This is a genomic window from Streptomyces mutabilis (assembly GCF_046628145.1).
GTDB classification, from domain to species: Bacteria; Actinomycetota; Actinomycetes; order Streptomycetales; family Streptomycetaceae; genus Streptomyces; species Streptomyces mutabilis.
Genome location: NZ_CP176874.1, coordinates 3687222 through 3705000 on the forward strand (window position 1 = coordinate 3687222; position 17779 = coordinate 3705000).

Annotated in this window: 17 protein-coding genes and 2 rRNA genes (1 of these 19 running past the window's edge); 11 read left to right on the top strand and 8 right to left on the bottom strand. The window is 68.9% G+C overall.

Annotated features, from left to right (window positions below; genetic code table 11):
- Positions 1-69 precede the first annotated feature (69 nt).
- Complete coding sequence (locus tag ACLIN4_RS16475; protein ID WP_411575948.1) at positions 70-447, top strand: metal-sensitive transcriptional regulator; 378 nt, start codon at positions 70-72, stop codon at positions 445-447.
- 14 nt (positions 448-461) lie between these two features.
- On the opposite strand, the gene ACLIN4_RS16480 is transcribed toward ACLIN4_RS16475, so the two are convergent.
- The 5 genes from ACLIN4_RS16480 to ACLIN4_RS16500 all read right to left on the bottom strand — a co-directional run bounded on the left by ACLIN4_RS16480 (position 462) and on the right by ACLIN4_RS16500 (position 4318).
- Positions 462-644, bottom strand: coding sequence for a hypothetical protein (locus tag ACLIN4_RS16480; protein WP_179342561.1), 183 nt, complete (start codon positions 642-644; stop codon positions 462-464).
- 68 nt (positions 645-712) lie between these two features.
- Positions 713-1579, bottom strand: coding sequence for a hypothetical protein (locus ACLIN4_RS16485; RefSeq protein WP_107478701.1), 867 nt, complete (start codon positions 1577-1579; stop codon positions 713-715).
- A gap of 287 nt (positions 1580-1866) precedes the next feature.
- Positions 1867-2577 carry a phosphatase PAP2 family protein gene (locus ACLIN4_RS16490; RefSeq protein WP_411575949.1) on the bottom strand — a complete coding sequence of 237 codons (711 nt, stop codon included), beginning with the start codon at positions 2575-2577 and terminating at the stop codon, positions 1867-1869.
- 236 nt (positions 2578-2813) lie between these two features.
- Positions 2814-3833 carry an NlpC/P60 family protein gene (locus ACLIN4_RS16495; RefSeq protein WP_107478713.1) on the bottom strand — a complete coding sequence of 340 codons (1020 nt, stop codon included), beginning with the start codon at positions 3831-3833 and terminating at the stop codon, positions 2814-2816.
- Between the two features lie 11 nt (positions 3834-3844).
- Positions 3845-4318 carry an ATP-binding protein gene (locus tag ACLIN4_RS16500; RefSeq protein ID WP_411575950.1) on the bottom strand — a complete coding sequence of 158 codons (474 nt, stop codon included), beginning with the start codon at positions 4316-4318 and terminating at the stop codon, positions 3845-3847.
- 181 nt (positions 4319-4499) lie between these two features.
- On the opposite strand from ACLIN4_RS16500, the gene ACLIN4_RS16505 reads away from it, so the two are divergent.
- From ACLIN4_RS16505 to ACLIN4_RS16540, 8 genes are all read left to right on the top strand, one after another.
- Positions 4500-5342, top strand: coding sequence for a helix-turn-helix domain-containing protein (locus tag ACLIN4_RS16505; protein ID WP_289908034.1), 843 nt, complete (start codon positions 4500-4502; stop codon positions 5340-5342).
- Positions 5343-5353: 11 nt separating this feature from the next.
- Complete coding sequence (locus ACLIN4_RS16510; RefSeq protein WP_381993542.1) at positions 5354-5746, top strand: DUF397 domain-containing protein; 393 nt, start codon at positions 5354-5356, stop codon at positions 5744-5746.
- Positions 5747-5969: 223 nt separating this feature from the next.
- Positions 5970-6278 (top strand): membrane protein, encoded by a 309-nt coding sequence (locus tag ACLIN4_RS16515; protein WP_019326783.1) that lies wholly within the window; start codon positions 5970-5972, stop codon positions 6276-6278.
- A 166-nt stretch (positions 6279-6444) separates the two neighbouring features.
- A complete protein-coding gene (locus tag ACLIN4_RS16520; protein ID WP_107478706.1) occupies positions 6445-7242 on the top strand; it encodes a hypothetical protein in 798 nt (265 codons plus the stop codon).
- The gene (locus ACLIN4_RS16525) at positions 7232-8566 is read left to right on the top strand and encodes a hypothetical protein (protein WP_411575951.1); all 1335 of its coding nucleotides are present in this window, start codon (positions 7232-7234) and stop codon (positions 8564-8566) included. The genes ACLIN4_RS16520 and ACLIN4_RS16525 overlap by 11 nt, the downstream gene beginning before the upstream one ends.
- Entirely contained in the window at positions 8563-10122 is a 1560-nt protein-coding gene (locus ACLIN4_RS16530) for an SCO6880 family protein (protein ID WP_289908032.1), read from the top strand. Before ACLIN4_RS16525 ends, ACLIN4_RS16530 begins: the two co-directional genes overlap by 4 nt.
- A 12-nt stretch (positions 10123-10134) precedes the next feature.
- Positions 10135-11547, top strand: coding sequence for an ATP-binding protein (locus ACLIN4_RS16535; protein ID WP_411575952.1), 1413 nt, complete (start codon positions 10135-10137; stop codon positions 11545-11547).
- A gap of 22 nt (positions 11548-11569) precedes the next feature.
- On the top strand, positions 11570-13066 hold the full coding sequence (locus ACLIN4_RS16540; protein ID WP_411575953.1) for a type IV secretory system conjugative DNA transfer family protein: 1497 nt from the start codon (positions 11570-11572) through the stop codon (positions 13064-13066).
- 19 nt (positions 13067-13085) lie between these two features.
- Here ACLIN4_RS16540 and ACLIN4_RS16545 read toward each other — a convergent pair whose 3' ends face one another.
- Positions 13086-13649: a GNAT family N-acetyltransferase gene (locus ACLIN4_RS16545; protein ID WP_179342562.1), complete on the bottom strand. Its 564-nt coding sequence runs from the start codon at positions 13647-13649 to the stop codon at positions 13086-13088.
- Between the two features lie 93 nt (positions 13650-13742).
- Between ACLIN4_RS16545 and ACLIN4_RS16550 the strand changes: the two genes are divergently transcribed.
- On the top strand, positions 13743-15011 hold the full coding sequence (locus ACLIN4_RS16550) for a sensor histidine kinase (protein WP_290012442.1): 1269 nt from the start codon (positions 13743-13745) through the stop codon (positions 15009-15011).
- Positions 15008-15673 (top strand): response regulator, encoded by a 666-nt coding sequence (locus tag ACLIN4_RS16555; RefSeq protein WP_381915334.1) that lies wholly within the window; start codon positions 15008-15010, stop codon positions 15671-15673. The genes ACLIN4_RS16550 and ACLIN4_RS16555 overlap by 4 nt, the downstream gene beginning before the upstream one ends.
- A gap of 63 nt (positions 15674-15736) precedes the next feature.
- Here the strand turns inward: ACLIN4_RS16555 and rrf are convergent.
- Both rrf and ACLIN4_RS16565 read right to left on the bottom strand, forming a co-directional pair.
- Positions 15737-15853: ribosomal RNA gene (gene rrf / locus ACLIN4_RS16560) — 5S ribosomal RNA — on the bottom strand.
- An 89-nt stretch (positions 15854-15942) separates the two neighbouring features.
- Positions 15943-17779: ribosomal RNA gene (locus ACLIN4_RS16565) — 23S ribosomal RNA — on the bottom strand (it continues 1285 nt past the right edge of the window).

Sequence of the window (17779 nt, forward strand, 5' to 3'; positions counted from 1 at the left end):
CCGCCCGATGTCCGCCCGCTCCGCCCCACTCACTCCCATCATTCCCATTGGTTCCCACAGGAGGACGCGATGACGACCACTGAGGCCGGCGCAGGTGCGCCCTCCCCCGCCGTGGACGCGGTGGAGACGGCCGGCACGGAGATCGTGACCGACCACGACCGGGGCGTGCACGGCTACCACAAGCAGAAGGACGAGCACCTCAAGCGTCTGCGCCGCATCGAGGGCCAGATCCGCGGCCTCCAGCGGATGGTCGACGAGGACGTCTACTGCATCGACATACTCACCCAGGTCTCCGCCTCGACGAAGGCCCTCCAGTCCTTCGCCCTGCAACTCCTGGAGGAGCACCTGCGCCACTGCGTCGCCGACGCGGCCGTCAAGGGCGGCGACGAGATCGACGCGAAGGTGGAGGAGGCGACGAAGGCGATCGGCCGCCTGCTGCGCACCTGATCCCGGCCGGCTCTCTACTGGTCGCCGCCGGCCGCCCTGCGCTCCTCGGCCACCCGCAGCACCTCGTCGATGCTCTCCAGGCTGAGCCGCTCCCGGGCGGCGGACGCCGCGATGATCAGCTCGCCGCACAGCTCGATCTCGGCGAGGGCCACGTGGTCCTGAACCGCCGTACCGCCGACCGGAGCCACGCGCGTCACCTCGTCTCTGCCGTCACCGACTTCCTAGAGTAGGGAGCGGCCTACACACCGCGCATGGCACGGAAGGGCTAGTTCTTGCCGCCCGGCCCCGCGGCGATCTTGCCGGCGTAGATGTCCTCCTCCTCCGGCAGCCGTACGCGGACGGCGGCGCCGAAATCGTAGAGCAGGGTCGTCGAGGCGACGTCGACGGTGCCCTCGTCCCGCCCGTTGACGAAGCTGAAGCGGTGCCGGATCTTGCGGATGCGGCCCTCGTCGTCGAGGTAGGCGTCGAAGGGGACCTCGGCGGTGGCGAAGCCGTCGGCGGCCGCGGCCAGCACCGCCCTGTTGTCGTCGGAGGCGCCGCGCGCCGCCCGCGCCAGATCGGCGGTCCCCCGGTAGTGCCGCACCTCGGTCCCCGCGACCTCGGTCCGCCCCACGTACGTCGCGGTCCGCGTCCCCCGCAGCACCTCGGCGGCGGCGAAGGGGTCCGTCGCTCCGCCGGTCACCAGGTTCCCGTCGGACAGGGAGGCGGTCTCCACCCGCACCCACTTGTCGTCGGGCACACCGGCCCCCCGGTTCTTCATGAACAGGGCCCCCGGCGCGAGCAGCTCGGTGATCGGCCGGTGCTCGCTCTCGCCCGCCGGGTCCTGCGGCAGCCGCACCTCCAGCCGCCCGAACCGCCGCTCGAAGTCGTAGACGCCCTCGCCCCGGATGGTCACCCGCGTCCCGCCGCTGGCCATCTCCATCGCGGTGCGCGCCTTGGCGCTCCCGGCGGCCACCAGCCGGTCGGCGGCCCGGTGCAGCACGGCGACCGGATCACCGGCCCCCGCCCCCTGGACGGCGGCCCCCTGCCAGGAGCACCCGCTCCCGGCCAGCCACACGCAGACCACGCCCCCGGCGACGGCGAGACCGCCGGCCGCCCTCCTGCCCCACCGCTCCCTCGCCCACCCGACCATCGCCACCTACCCGCCGTCACGCCCGCTCCGGAGCCCCTGCCGACCCGGTTAACGAGGGGCAGGTGACCCCGGTAACGTTGACGGCGTGGCGCAGCAGGACGGTCTCGAAGCTCCCCGGGAAGTACCGGAACACCTCACGACGACGGTCGAACAGGGCCCTTTCTGCCTGGCCCGTTGCAGCTGCGGCTGGCGGGGCCCGGCCCGCAGGGCGAGAAGCCAGGCCCGGACGGACGCGAAGACGCACGCGGCGGCCTGAAGGCCGCCGCTCCGGTCGCTACGGGGCCGCCCTACGCGGCGAGATCCCGCTCCCCGGCCTCGGTGCTCTCCTTGCGCGCGCCCGGAATCACGGCCCCCCGCCCGGCGGCGTCGCCTCGCCCCCGCGCACGCACCAGCCGGCCCACCCTGGGCGACCGCTCGACGGCGCGGGTCAGCGGCGTCAGCAGCGCCATGGCGACCGGCGACAGCAGCAGCGCGACCGCCGTACCGAGCGCGAACCCGCCGATGACGTCCGTCGGATAGTGCACGCCCATGTAGACGCGGATGAAGCCGCCGAACAGCGCCAGCACGATCGCGCCGAGCCCGAACTTCCGGTTGGCGACGAACAGGGCGGCGGCCATGGCCATGCAGAGGGTGGCGTGATCGCTCACGAAGGAGAAGTCGTCCTTCCCCGCGACCAGTACTTCCAGCCCGTCATGGGTCTTGAACGGCCGGGGCCGCTCGACGAAACCCCGTATCGGCACGTTGACCAGTACCGCGACACCGGCCGCGAGCGGCGCCCACACCAGGGCCGCCACGCTCGATGCCGCGTCCTCGCCGCCCCGCCGCCGCACGGACCACCAGCACCAGAGCACCAGCAGCACGATCGCGAACAGCAGTCCGTACTCACCCACGAACTCCATGACCCGGTCGAACCAGTGCGGTGCGTCCTTGGCCAGGCCGTTGATGTCGTAGAGCAGCTCGACGTCGGGGTTCGAACCGGATTCGGCGAGTCCAGCCATGGTGCTGCGGCCCCTTCGTCATGTCCTGCGGCGCACCGTGCGCACGCCTTTCCTCCACCACCCCCGTGGACGTAGATGCCGACACTTCCTGTCCCGCACACCTACACGACAACAGGAACGCACGGCCCACGTTGATACGTTCCACGTTCCACTGAATGATCACGCAGACGTTATCGAAGAGAGACACGTCGTCGCAGCTCAGGGCATGGGTTCACGCTGCGTTCAAACCATCGCATTCACACCGTGGTGGGCAGCGCTTTCGCGCCATCTTCCGTCACCCGGGTCGCCCCGAAGTAGTCCGGGGTGTCGATCTTGTCGAACCGGATCACGGCCCCCGTCCGCGGCGCGTCGATCATGTACCCGCCGCCGACGTAGATCCCCACGTGCCGGATGGCCCGCGAATTGGTGAGGTCGTCCGAGAAGAACACCAGGTCCCCGGGGAGCAGTTCCTCCCGGCTCGGGTGCGGCCCCGCGTTGTACTGGTCGTTCGCGACCCGCGGCAGCTTGATCCCCACGCTCTCGTAGGCGGCCTGGGTCAGCCCCGAACAGTCGAAGCGCCCGCCCTGTCCCGCCGTACCGGTCCCGCCCCACAGATAGGGCGTCCCGAGCTTGTCCTGCGCGTAGGCGATGGCCCCGGCGGCCTGCTCGGAGGGGTCGACCCGGGTCTCGGGCGCCGCGAAGCTCTTCTCCAGGGTCGTGATCACCTTGACGTAGTTCTGGGTCTCCTTGTACGGCGGCACGCCCTGGTACTGGATCACGGCGCCGGCCCCCGCGTTGTAGGAGGCCAGCATGTTCTCCGTCGGATTCCCGGGTACGTCCTTCACGTACGACGCGAGCGTGCAGTCGTACGACGCCGCCGACGGGATGGCGTCCGCCGGGTCCCACACGTCCCGGTCGCCGTCACCGTCCCCGTCGATCCCGTGCGTGGCCCACGTACCGGGGATGAACTGCGCTATCCCCTGCGCCGCCGCGTGGCTCTGCGCCTTCGGGTTGAAGCCGCTCTCCTGGTAGAGCTGGGCGGCGAGCAGCGCGGGGTTGATGGCCGGACAGAGGTTGCCCCACTTCTGCACCAGCGCCTGGTACGCCGCGGGCACCGAGCCCTTGGCCAGCTTCTTCGACCCGCCCCCGATGCCGTTGGCCAGGTTCCCGGCGACCACGTAGACGCCCACGACGAGCAGCATCACGAAGCCCATTCCCAGGGCGACCGCGACACCGGCACCGACCCACAACTTGCGCATGGCCCAACTTTCCCCCATCTCCGGGCCGTTCAATAACACTTTCCAGCCATGTCGCGTGCGCTTTCGAAGCCGTCCCGCCGGCACTCGGCCCACAGCAGCTTCCCGCCCTTCGACGCGCCGAGTTCACGCAGCAAGGAGACGCCGACCGCGTCCGCGCAGGCCCGCACCAGTTGCAGTCCCCGCCCGCTCTCGGCGTCCGCCGGGGGCGCGGTGACGGTCTGTTCCCCGTCCCGGAAGCCCGGCGGCACCCGCCAGTCGGTGTCCCACACGCCGACCCGCACCCGCCCCGGCTCGCGCGACATGATGCGGAGCGAATAGGGGCCGTTGGTGTGCAGGTGGGCGTTGGCGAGGAGTTCGGCGGCCAGCAGTTCGGCGGTGGGCGTGAGCTCGCCGAGGCCGTGCGCGGCGAGGGCGGCACGGAGGGTTGTGCGGGCGATCCCCGGTGCGCGTGGATCGTGCGGGAGATGAAGGGTGTATCCCCAGGACGGGTTTACGGTGGCCATGGAAGTCTCCGGTCAGTGCGGACAGTTGGTCGATGGACAGGGGTGCCCAGTGGCCTGCCGGTCCGTCGACCGGTGCGCTTCTGAGCGGGGCGCCACAAGTAAGGTAGTGAATGCATTTACTGGTTTCGAGGAATTGCATTCACTGACACCCGCATGGGTGACAGCGAGGAGGCCGCACCCCGTGAGAAACCCGACGGGTCGCCAGTTGCGCTTCGGCGCTGAGCTGCGCAAACTCCGCGAGCGCGCCGGCCTGACCGCCACTGAGGCCGGTCAACTCCTTGGCGTCAAGCAGGCCCAGATCAGCAACATGGAGGCCGGGCGGGTGGGCGTCAGCCCTGAGCGGGTGCGCGCCCTGGCCTGCCACTACGACTGTGCCGACCAGTCGCTCGTACAGGCACTGAGCGAGATGACCAGCGAGCGCTCACGCGGGTGGTGGGAGGAGTACCGCGAGACGCTCCCCAACACTCTGCTGGACCTCGCCGAAATGGAGCACCACGCGACGCAACTCCGCGCGGGGATCACTGCACACATCCCGGGACTGCTTCAGATCCATGACCACGCCCGCGAGGTGTTCCGCCAAGTCGTACCGGAGCTGTCACCCCCGGACATCGAGCACCGACTGTCCTTCCGCATCAAGCGGCAGGCCGTGTTGTTCAGCGAGTCGCCGACGCCCTATCGGGCTTACATCCATGAAGCCGCCCTCCGGATGCAGTTCGGCGGACGCCACGTGACCCGGCGACAGCTACAGCACGTCATCAACATGAGCGAGCGCAGCCACATCACCGTGCGGGTCATCCCGTTCGCAGCCGGTGCGTTCCCCGGCTCGGGCCAGTCGATCCTGTACGCCTACGGGCCAGTACCGCCGCTCGACACCGTGCACCTCGACCAGTCCCACGGCTCCGCGCTCATCGACGCCGAAGCCCAGCTCGACAAGTACCGGGTCCTCCTGGACCGCATGGAGGGCATCGCTCTACCCCCGAGAGAGTCCCGCGAGCTCATCCGAGCCATCGATCAGGAACTGTGAGAGGAAACCACATGCCCACCGTCGACTGGCAGAAGTCCTCCTACTGCGGAGAAGGCGAGGCCTGCGTCCACGTCGCCGCGACCCCCGGCGCAGTCCATCTCACCGAAAGCAGCGACCCCACCGGCTCCATACTCACCGCCACCCCGACCGCCTTCGGCGCCCTGCTCACCGCCCTGAAGGCGAACACCCGTCCGGCGTCCATCCAGGTCACCTTCACTCCCGGGAATGACGCGGACGCCTCCGTACGCGTCCACGCTCCCGGCGCCCGCGGAGCCGTCGTCACGACGGACCGTCAGAAGTGGGAAGCCTTCGTGCTCGGCGTGAAGGCCGGCGAGTTCGATCACTTCGTAGAAGGGCCCAACGACACAACCACACGACAGGTTGCGCTCCAGCATCATTGCTAGGCGTAACCTGGCGTGATACACAGAGTGACCATACGACTCATCGCATACCGGTCCGCACGACCCTCTGAGGGCCCGGCGCGGACCGGTGGCAAGCTATCCGTACGAAACCTGCCAATCAATGACGCCAAGTCGACATACGGCGGCGGATTTGTCGGCGACAATGAGGCCTGACCTCTGCACTCCGCAGAGGATGCGGAACTACCCAACAGGGGCGGTGACTTACATGCTCTTTGCGGCCGACGAGGGAGACATCAACACCATCATCGGGGGGATCGCTCCGGACTGGGGCCCCTTCGGTGCGCTGGGGGCCGAGGCGAAGACGATGGTCCAGGTCGTCATGGCCGTCGCCATTCTGCTCTGCCTGGGCATCGCCATCTGGGGTGCCGCCAAGCAGCGCATCGGCGCCACGGCCCTGAGGGACACCTTCAGCGCCGAGCAGGGCAAGGGCCTCATCATCGCCGGGCTGACGGGCGTGTTCATCATCGGCTCCCTCGGCACGCTCTTCACCATCGTGTACGGGATGGCCGTATAGCCAGGCTCACGTCCGTTCCTCACCCTCCACCCCACCCGCCCGTCGTGCCAACCGGCTGAGGTTGCGTTTCCCTGATGTCGAGTCACCACACCGCGCCCGCGCGGGAACCAGCACGGCTACCGTCGTACTTCTACGGCAGGCACGACGTCGAGGGGGCGTACGCGGCATGAGTCTCGGAGACGACCACCAGTCCTCCGGCGGTTACGGCGGCACGAGCGGGACGCGGATGCGGCTGCCCGAGGAGGAGGGCGGCCACCGACGCAGCGGCCGTTCGTCGTCCAGAAGCCTGGTCACAGTGGTCGGCGTCGTCGTCCTCCTCATCGCCGCGATCGCCTTCGCGAACCGTGGAGGGGACGATTCCGATTCCCCCGAGGCCGCCGCCGACAAGCCGAAGGCATCCTCGACGGCCCCGTCCGGCACGGCACCGGTCCAGTCGGGCTTCGCACAGGACGAGCAGGGGGCGCAGAGCGCGGCGGCGAACTATGCGGTCGCTCTCGTCTCGGCGGACATTCTCAAGTCCTCCCGTCGGGCAGAGATCGTCCAGCAAGTCTTCGTGGCCGACAAGCAAGCCGCCCTGGAGGAGAAGTTCAACAGGGCGTACAGCAGGGAGTTCCTGAGCAGCATCGGTCTGGACGAGAACGGCAACGCTGCGAAGGGCAACACCTACGTCTCACGCACCGTGCCGGTCGGCACCAAGACAACGCAGTACTCGGACGCCGCAGCGACCGTGGAGATCTGGTGCACGGGCGTGTTCGGCACGGCGGGTGAAAAGACCACCCGCCCCGTGACCAGCGACTGGTTCACCATGACCCTCCAACTGCGCTGGACGGGTGACGACTGGAAGGTCGAGAGCTTCTCCCAGAAGGACGGCCCCGCGCCCGTTCCCGGGGACAACAAGGCTTCCAGCGCCGACGAGATGTCCAAGGCCGTCCAGGAGTACGGAGGGTTCACGTATGCCCGCTAACCAGCGTCGCGTACTGAGGGTTGCCGCTGCCCTGACCGCCGGACAGGCAGCGGTCGTCCTGCTGGCGACCCGTGCCGTCGCCGCGCCGACGCCGACGCCGACGCCGTCGGACGGCAACTGCGACCTCATCGTCGGCCCCGCCAAGGAGTACTGCGAGAACGGGGAGTCCGGGTCCACCGGCGGTGGCGGAGACGCCCCCGGCATCACCTCCACCCTCGACCCCCTCTCCTCCCTCGCCAAGGGCTGCGCCGACGCCGCCGCGTGGACCGTCGACAAGCTGAGCGCCGCCGTCGAGGACACCGCGAACGTCGACTTCACCAACCCGAAGTTCCTCCAGCAGTACGCCGTGGTCTTCGCGGCGTCGACGATCCTCACGCTCGTCCTGTGGCTGCTCGCGGTGGCGAAGCGTGCCGTGCGCGGCGTCCCCCTCTCCACCGCGCTCTCCGAGGCCATCGGGTTCCTCTGGCTCACCGTCCTGGCGTCGGCGTTCACGCCGCTGATCCTCTACACGGTCGTGTCCGCGACCGACGGCGTCACCGACGTCCTCGCCAAGACCACCGGCGACGAGACGGACACGTTCTTCGGCACGTTCTCCGGTGCCCTGAAGAAGGGCGAGGACATCGGCGGCGGACCGATCATGCTGATCGTCGTCTCGCTGGTGTCGATCCTCGCCGCCGGCGTCCTCTGGCTGGAGCTCGTCATCCGGGCCGCCCTGCTCTACGTCGGTGCCCTGCTCGGCACCGTCGTCTACGCCGGCCTGGTCGACAAGAACCTGTGGGGCCACGTCCGCCGCTGGGCGGGCATCATGATCGCGGTGATCCTGGTCAAGCCCGTCATCGTCATCGTCCTCGGGCTCGCCGGCGCGCTCTCGGCCGACGACGGGCCGGACGCCTTCTCCGCCGTCGTCTCCGGCCTCGCGATCATCCTGCTCGCCATCTTCGCGTCCGCGATGATCTACCGCTTCGTCCCCGGCTTCGGCGACGAGATCGCCAACGGCCGCAACAACCGCATCATGCAGGGTGCCGAGGGCAAGGCCGCCGCCGTGATCAGCTCCCCGGCCAACCTGGTCGCCCAGGGCATCAGAACCCACAGCACCCGGCACAACGGCGACGGCGGAGGCGGCCAGTCCACGGCCTCCTCCGCCCCCCGCCCCTCGAACCCCGCCTCCGGCGGAGTCGCCGCGCACAGCGCGCGTTCCGCGAACGGCGGCGGCGGAACTGTCCCCTCCGCCGCACCCGCACCGCGCTCCGGCAGCCCGGTGAACACCCCCCACGCCAGTAACACCCGCAACAGCAAAAACAGCACAGGAGGTGACGGGCGTTGACGACCGAGTCCCACGTGTCCCATCCGGTCACGCCCCGCCGTACGTATCTGATCGGCCGGGCCCGGCCGAACGCGATCGTCGGCCGCAACCGCGAGACCGGTGAGATCGCGCTGATCGTCGTGGGCGCGTTCCTCGGCATGATGTGCGGGCTCCTCGTCCCCGTCCTGACCCTGCGCATCGTGCTGCTCGTCGGCTTCCCGATGCTCGCGCTGGCGGCCGTCTACGTGCCGTACAAGCACCGGACGTTCTACAAGTGGTTCGAGATCAACCGCAGCTACAAGCGCACGCTGCGCAACGGCACCACGTACCGTTCCGGCGCCATCGAGGCCGGCACCCGGCTCGACGGCCGTGAGGTCGAGGTGGGACCGCCGCCCGGCATCGGCCGCATCACCTGGCTGGCCGCGCCCTTCGGGCCGGACGAGATCGCCGTACTGCTGCACGCCGACCGCAAGACGGTGACCGCGGCGATCGAGATCGAGGGCCCCGGCGTCGGCCTGCGCGACTCCGAGGACCAGGAAGCCCTCGTCGACCGCTTCGGCACGCTGCTCAAGCACGTGGCCAACGGCGACGGCTTCGTCACCCGCATCCAGATGCTCGCCCGCACCCTCCCGGCCGACCCGGACGCGCACGCCAAGGACGTCGCCCAGCGCGGCGACGACAGGTCACCGGCGTGGCTCCAGCAGTCGTACGACCAGCTCCAGTCGATGGTGTCCACCAGCAGCGAGCAGCACCGCGCGTACCTCATCGCCTGCATGCACTACACCCGCGAGTTGGCGGCCGAGGCCAACGCCATGGCCCGCGCCGCCCGCCCCCAGAACGGGCGCAAACTGGACCGGGACGCGGGCCTCGCGGTCGTCATGGCGCGCGAACTGACCGACATCTGCTCCCGTCTCCAGGAGGCGGACATCCGCGTGCGCCAGCCGCTGGGGCAGGGCCGGCTCGCCTCGCTCATCCACGCCATGTACGACCCGGACCACCCCATCGACCACATCCAGGCGATGACCAAGCGCAACGCCTGGCCGGCCGAGCTGGACGCCATGGAGCCCACGTACCTCCAGGCCAAGACCCGCGAGTCCTCCACCCGTGCCCCGTGGTGCCACGCCACCGCCTGGGTCAAGGAGTGGCCGATGACCCCGGTGGGCGTCAACTTCCTGGCCCCGCTCCTCGTCCACACCCCGGACGTCATCCGCACGGTCGCCGTGACGATGGACCTCGAACCCACCGAGGTCGCCATCGAGCGCATGCTGACCGAGAAGACCAACGACGAGGCCGAGGCGTCCCGCGCCGCCAAGATGAACCGCACCGTCGACCCGCGCGACATCGCCGCCCACGGCCGCCTGGACCAGCGGGGCGAGGACCTCGCCAGCGGTGCCGCCGGCGTCAACCTGGTCGGCTACATCACCGTCTCCTCCCGCTCCCCCGAGGCGCTGGCCCGCGACAAGCGGACGATAAGGGCCTCGGCCGGTAAGTCGTACCTGAAACTGGAGTGGTGCGACCGTGAGCACCACCGCGCCTTCGTGAACACTCTTCCGTTCGCCACCGGCATCCGAAGGTAGGGGCTGAGCCTGATGCGGGACCCGCTGACCGTCCTCACCGAAGCCTTCACGTCCTTCCTCTTCGGGAAGGTGGAGACGACCCGCCTGCCCGTCCGCACCTCCACGGGCCAGGCCCAGGCCGTCTACCTCCCGACCGCCGCGCCCGGCCTCGGCGACTCCGGCGTGATCATCGGCCGCGAGGTCTACTCCGGCAAGGGCTACATCTACGACCCCTTCCAGCTCTACGGCCAGCAACTCCCCGCACCGCACTGGCTGGTCCTCGGGGAGTCCGGCAACGGCAAGTCGGCGCTGGAGAAGACGTACGTCTTGCGCCAGCTCCGCTTCCGCGACCGCCAGGTCGTCGTCCTGGACGCCCAGGGCGAGGACGGCGTCGGCGAGTGGAACCTCATCGCCGAGGAGCTGGGCATAACGCCCATCCGCCTCGACCCGATGGCCGCCCTGGACCACGGCATCCGGCTCAATCCCCTGGACCCGGCGATCACGACGACCGGACAGCTGGCCCTGCTGCGGACGATCATCGAGGTCGCGATGGGGCACGGCCTGGACGAGCGCTCCGGCTTCGCGCTCAAGGTCGCGCACGCCTACGTCAACGAGACCATCGTCGAACGCCAGCCGGTCCTCACCGACATCGTCGAGCAGCTCCGCCACCCCGAGCCGGAGTCGGCCGAGGCGATGAACGTCGCCATAGACGACGTACGGGCGTGGGGCCTGGACGTGGCGCTCGTCCTCGACCGGCTCGTCGACGGCGACCTGCGCGGCATGTTCGACGGCCCGACCACGGTCGGCATCGACCTCGACGCCCCGCTCATCGTCTTCGACCTCTCCCACATCGACCGCAACTCCATCGCCATGCCGATCCTCATGGCGATCGTGGGCGTCTGGCTGGAGCACACGTGGATCCGCCCCGACCGGAAGAAGCGCATCTTCCTGGTCGAGGAGGCCTGGCACATCATCAACAGCCCGTTCGTGGCGCAGCTGTTCCAGCGGCTGCTGAAGTTCGGGCGGCGGCTGGGTCTGTCGTTCGTGGCGGTGGTGCACCACCTGTCCGACGTCGTCGACGGGGCGGCGGCCCGAGAGGCCGCGGCGATCCTGAAGATGGCCTCCACCCGTACCATCTACGCCCAGAAGGCCGACGAGGCGCGGGCGACGGGACGCGTCCTCGGCCTGCCACGCTGGGCCGTGGAGATCATCCCGGCCCTCACCCCCGGCATCGCGGTGTGGGACGTCAACGGCAACGTACAGGTGGTCAAGCACCTGATCACCGAGACCGAACGCCCGCTGGTCTTCACCGACCGCGCGATGACCGAGTCCTCCTCCGACTTCAACGACGACGCCCTGCGCGCCGCCGAACTGGAGGCGGAGGAGCGGGCGGCGGCCTTCGTGGAACAGCACATCGGCGACTCGTCCGAATCGACGGTGGCCTAGGCGAGGGGGAGGCACGGGGCAGATGAGACCGGACGACCAGCGGCGGGACGGCCAGGGCGGCGGCATCCCGGACGGCCTGCTGATCGGCATACTCGCCTTCCTCCTCGGCATGACCCTGCTGGTGTGGACGGCGACCGGTCTCGCCGCCCTGTTCGCCCACGGCTCCTGGCCCGCCGGCGTGACGTTCAGCGGCACGCCCCTGGCCATGCGTCACCTGGTCGCCGAGCCCCACGACATCCCCGGCGCCTGGCCGGACGCCCCCGCCTCCGCACTCTCCGGGTACGGGCTGTTCTGGGGGCTGTTCATCGGCCAGCTGATGGTGCTGGTGGTGCTGACCGTGTTCGTGATGGGCACGTTCGCCCGGTGGCGTGCGGTACGGCAGCGCCGGCGCGCGGAGGCGAAGGCGGCGGTCGTACAGGAGCCGACCGCGGCGCCGACGCCCGCACAGGAACCGGAGCAGGTGCACGAGGTGCCGACCCCGAGGGCGCCGCGGCAGACGGCACCGGCACCGGCACCGGCACCGGCACCGACGGACGACCCCCTCGCCTCCGTGGCCGACGGCAAACGTGTGGGTGGATGGGAAACCCCCCGCGCCGAAGGCGCGATCCACTACGGCCCCCCGACCACCCGCCACGAAACCGCCGCCAACGCCCTGCGCGAAGCAGAAGGCGCCGCCCTCGTCATCACCTCGAACCCGGCCCTATGGTCGGACACCAAGGACGCCCGCGCGAAACTCGGCCCCTGCCACCTCTACGACCCCGGCCACCTCTGCGACACCCCGGCCCGCGTCCACTGGTCCCCCACCACCGGCTGCGAGGACCGACCGACGGCCACGGCCCGTGCCGCGGCCCTCCTCGCCCCGGTCCGCCCCACCTCCCGGCTCGACCAGGCGGTCGGCGACACCGCCGAACTGCTCCTGCGCAGCTACCTCCACGCCGCCGCCATCGACGGCCGCACCGTCCGCCACGTCCACCGCTGGTCCCAGGGCCTCCAGATCCAGGACGCCGTACGCGTCCTCCGCACCAACCCCAAAGCCGCGCCCGGCGCCGCGGGCGAACTCGAAGGCGCCCTCACCGCCCACCCCGACCGCCGGGACATGGCCCAGCAGCTCACCAGCCGGGCCCTGGCCGCCCTGTCGACGGTCAACATCCGGGAAGCGTGCACTCCCAACCGAACTGATGCCCTCGCCTTGGATTCCTTCGTGCACGAACAGGGAACCCTTTACGTGGTGGGTGAATCCATCGAAGACCCCCGGACGAGCCCCGGCGCGATGCCGCTGCTGACGGCGCTCGTCTCAAGCGTGGTCGAGAGCGGCCGGCGCATGGCCGAACGGTCATCCTCCGGTCGCCTCGACCCACCACTCACGCTCGTCCTGGACGACGTGGCCGCCGTCGCCCCGCTCCCCCAGCTCCCGGAGCTGCTTGCCGACGGAGCGGAGCGGGGCCTGCCGACCCTCGCCCTCCTCCGCTCCCGCGAACAGGGCCGCGCCCGCTGGCCCCACGACGAACTCCCGGTCTAGCACGGACGAACTGCCGGCGTCACCGCTCGACCACGAACTCCAACTCGACCTCGCCGGGCCCCCCGCCCACCAACTGCACCGTCCGCCCGCTGGGCGCGAACCCCGCCTTCCGGTAGGCCGCCTGCGCCCGCCCGTTGTCCGGGTGGACGATGAGCCGCACCCGCTCCAGGCCGCTCGCCCAGGCCCACTCCAGCCCGGCATCGAACAGCGCCTTGGTCAGCCCGCTCCCCCGCCACTCACGGCGTACGAACACCCCGACCACGTGCCCCTGCCGCCGCTCCACGGGCGACCCGGCCCAGTCCGTCGTACCGGCCTCCTCGACCAGCACGGTCAGCGTGCCGAGCCACAGCCCTCCCGGCCCCTCGGCGATGATCTGCCGCGCCCCGGACGCGCCCTCGGCCGACTTGGCCGCCCGCTCCTGCCAGAAGGAGTCGGGCCGGGCCGCGGCGAAGTCGTACGTCTCCAGGTACGCGAGGTGCGCCAGCGGGTCCCGCAGCGCGCGCAGCCGCAGTTCCTTCACGGCGGGCCACTCGTCGGCGCGTATGGAGCGGATCACGTAGTCACCGGGGACCGAGGCACTCATGCGGGCCACCGTAATACCCCGGTACTACGCCCTCATCCCATATACGGCCCCGAGGCGGACGCCCGCCGAGCCCGGAAGCCCGACGATGGTCACATGGAGCCCGTGACGGAAGAAAGAGCCGAGGTCAGAGCCGCCGACCCCCTCACCGAGCACGTCCAGGGCGTCGTCCGGCGGCTCCGGGCCTTCGACCGGCGCCGGCCGCTCGTGTGGGACCTGCACCTCACCGCCTTCTGGCTCACGGCCGCCCTCATCGACTACACCGGCGGCGGCTGGCGCAACGTCGCCCACGACCTGGACGTCCCCGGCCCGCTGCTGCTGGCGCTGAGCCTGGGCTTCACGATCCCGCTCCTGTGGCGCCGCAGCCACCCGGCGGCGGTCCTGCTCGCGATGGCCCCGGTCGCCCTCGTCAACGCCTGGACCGGCGCCGTCCTCCAGGCGACCATGCTCCAACTGCTCGTCATCTTCCACATCGCCCTGCGCCTGCCCCTGCGCGCCCTGTGCTGGGCCACGCCCCTGGTGCTCGCCCAGGTCCTCGTCCAGGGCGTCCGCTTCGGGGACAGCGCGGGCTCCTGGAACCAGCAGTTCGGCTCGCAGCTCCTCTCCATCGGTGTGGCGGCGCTCATCGGCATCACGGTCCGTACCCGCCGCAACTACACCGCCGCCCTCGAGGACCGCGCCCGCCGCCTGGAGATCGAACGGGACCAGCAGGGCCGCCTCGCCGCCGCCGCGGAACGCGCCCGCATCGCCCGGGAGATGCACGACATCATCGGCCACAACCTCTCCGTCATCACAGGACTGGCCGACGGCGGCCGGTACGCCGCCGCCAAGTCCCCGGAACGGGCCGCCCAGGCACTCGACGCGATCGGCGACACCAGCCGCCAGGCCCTCGGCGAACTCCGCCGCCTCCTCGACGTCCTGCGCGAGGACGAGCGGGACCGGCGGCAGGCGGCCGAGCTGACCCCCCAGCCCACCCTCACCGACCTCGCCCCGCTCATCGAAGGCGTCCGCCGGGCCGGCCTCCCCGTCCGCACGGCCGTCAACGGCCGCCCCGACCTCCCCGCCGGCCGACAGCTCGCCGTCTACCGCGTGATCCAGGAAGCCCTGACCAACACCCTCAAACACGCGGGCCCCGACGCCACCGCCGACATCGACCTCTCCTACGGCGACGGCGGCGCCGTCACCGTCACGATCACGGACACGGGCCGCGCCGTCCGGCCCGCCACCACGACCGACGGCCGCGGACTTCCCGGGATGCGGGAGCGCACGGCCCTGTACGGCGGCACACTTGAAGCCGGCCCGCGCCCCCTCCCCGAGCAGGGCTGGCGCGTTCACCTACATCTCCCGGAGGAATCCCCGCAGTGACCACCGTCCTCATCGCCGACGACCAGCCCCTGCAACGGCTCGGTTTCCGGATGCTGCTGGAGAGCCAGGAGGACATGACGGTCGTGGGCGAGGCGGCCAACGGCGCGGAAGCCGCCCGCATGGCGGCCGAACTCACGCCCGACGTCGTCCTGATGGACGTCCGCATGCCCGGCCTGGACGGCATCGAGGCCACCCGTCGCATCGTCGCCACCGGTGGCCGCACCCGGATCCTGATCCTCACGACCTTCGACCTCGACGACTACGCCTACGCCGGCCTGCGCGCCGGTGCGTCCGGCTTCCTCGTCAAGGACGCCCAGCCCGAGGAGCTGCTCTCCGGCATCCGAGCCGTGGCGACGGGCGACGCCGTGGTGGCCCCCAGCCTGACCCGCCGCCTGCTCGACGCCTACGTCCACCACCTCCCGGCCCCCACGGAAGACCCCGATTCCCCCGACCCACGCCTGGCCGCCCTCACCGACCGCGAGAGCGAGATCCTGAGGGTCCTGGGGCAGGGCTGGACCAACACGGAGATAGCGGAGCGCCTGCACCTTGCCGAGTCGACGGTGAAGACACACGTGGGCCGAATCCTCGCCAAAACAGGCTCACGCGACCGCGTCCAGGCGGTGATCCTGGCGTACGACACGAAACTCGTGAAGCCGTCCTGATAAAGCCCCGTAAACGCAGAAAGCCCCGCACCGTTCCCGGTGCGGGGCTTTCTCGCAATAATTGTTCGGCGGCGTCCTACTCTCCCACAGGGTCCCCCCTGCAGTACCATCGGCGCTGTAAGGCTTAGCTTCCGGGTTCGGAATGTAACCGGGCGTTTCCCCTACGCTATGACCACCGAAACACTATGAAACTGACAACCGCACCACACCCTGTGACAAGTGTGGGGTTGTTCGTGGTTTCAGAACCAACACAGTGGACGCGAGCAACTGAGGACAAGCCCTCGGCCTATTAGTACCAGTCAACTCCACCGGTTACCCGGCTTCCATATCTGGCCTATCAACCCAGTCGTCTACTGGGAGCCTTACCCCATCAAGTGGGTGGGAGTCCTCATCTCGAAGCAGGCTTCCCGCTTAGATGCTTTCAGCGGTTATCCCTCCCGAACGTAGCCAACCAGCCATGCCCTTGGCAGAACAACTGGCACACCAGAGGTTCGTCCGTCCCGGTCCTCTCGTACTAGGGACAGCCCTTCTCAAGACTCCTACGCGCACAGCGGATAGGGACCGAACTGTCTCACGACGTTCTAAACCCAGCTCGCGTACCGCTTTAATGGGCGAACAGCCCAACCCTTGGGACCGACTCCAGCCCCAGGATGCGACGAGCCGACATCGAGGTGCCAAACCATCCCGTCGATATGGACTCTTGGGGAAGATCAGCCTGTTATCCCCGGGGTACCTTTTATCCGTTGAGCGACGGCGCTTCCACAAGCCACCGCCGGATCACTAGTCCCGACTTTCGTCCCTGCTCGACCCGTCGGTCTCACAGTCAAGCTCCCTTGTGCACTTACACTCAACACCTGATTGCCAACCAGGCTGAGGGAACCTTTGGGCGCCTCCGTTACTCTTTAGGAGGCAACCGCCCCAGTTAAACTACCCATCAGACACTGTCCCTGATCCGGATCACGGACCCAGGTTAGACATCCAGCACGACCAGACTGGTATTTCAACGACGACTCCACCCACACTGGCGTGCGAGCTTCAAAGTCTCCCAGCTATCCTACACAAGCCGAACCGAACACCAATATCAAACTGTAGTAAAGGTCCCGGGGTCTTTCCGTCCTGCTGCGCGAAACGAGCATCTTTACTCGTAGTGCAATTTCACCGGGCCTATGGTTGAGACAGTCGAGAAGTCGTTACGCCATTCGTGCAGGTCGGAACTTACCCGACAAGGAATTTCGCTACCTTAGGATGGTTATAGTTACCACCGCCGTTTACTGGCGCTTAAGTTCTCAGCTTCGCCTGGACGAATCCAAGCTAACCGGTCCCCTTAACGTTCCAGCACCGGGCAGGCGTCAGTCCGTATACATCGCCTTACGGCTTCGCACGGACCTGTGTTTTTAGTAAACAGTCGCTTCTCGCTGGTCTCTGCGGCCACCCCCAGCTCACGGAGTAAATCCGATCACCAAGCGTGGCCCCCCTTCTCCCGAAGTTACGGGGGCATTTTGCCGAGTTCCTTAACCATAGTTCACCCGAACGCCTCGGTATTCTCTACCTGACCACCTGAGTCGGTTTAGGGTACGGGCCGCCATGAAACTCGCTAGAGGCTTTTCTCGACAGCATAGGATCATCCACTTCACCACAATCGGCTCGGCATCAGGTCTCAGACTATTGCCAGGCGGATTTACCTACCTGACGTCCTACACCCTTACCCCGGGACAACCACCGCCCGGGATGGACTACCTTCCTGCGTCACCCCATCACTCACCTACTAACCGCTTGGTTCAGCGGCTCCACCACTCCCCTCAACTCCGAAGAGATCAGGGCGGCTTCACGGCCTTAGCATCACGATGCTCGATGTTTGACGCTTCACAGCGGGTACCGGAATATCAACCGGTTATCCATCGACTACGCCTGTCGGCCTCGCCTTAGGTCCCGACTTACCCTGGGCAGATCAGCTTGACCCAGGAACCCTTAGTCAATCGGCGCAAACGTTTCTCACGTTTGTATCGCTACTCATGCCTGCATTCTCACTCGTGAACCGTCCACAACTGCCTTCCGGCGCTGCTTCACCCGGCACACGACGCTCCCCTACCCATCACAGCCGGCGTT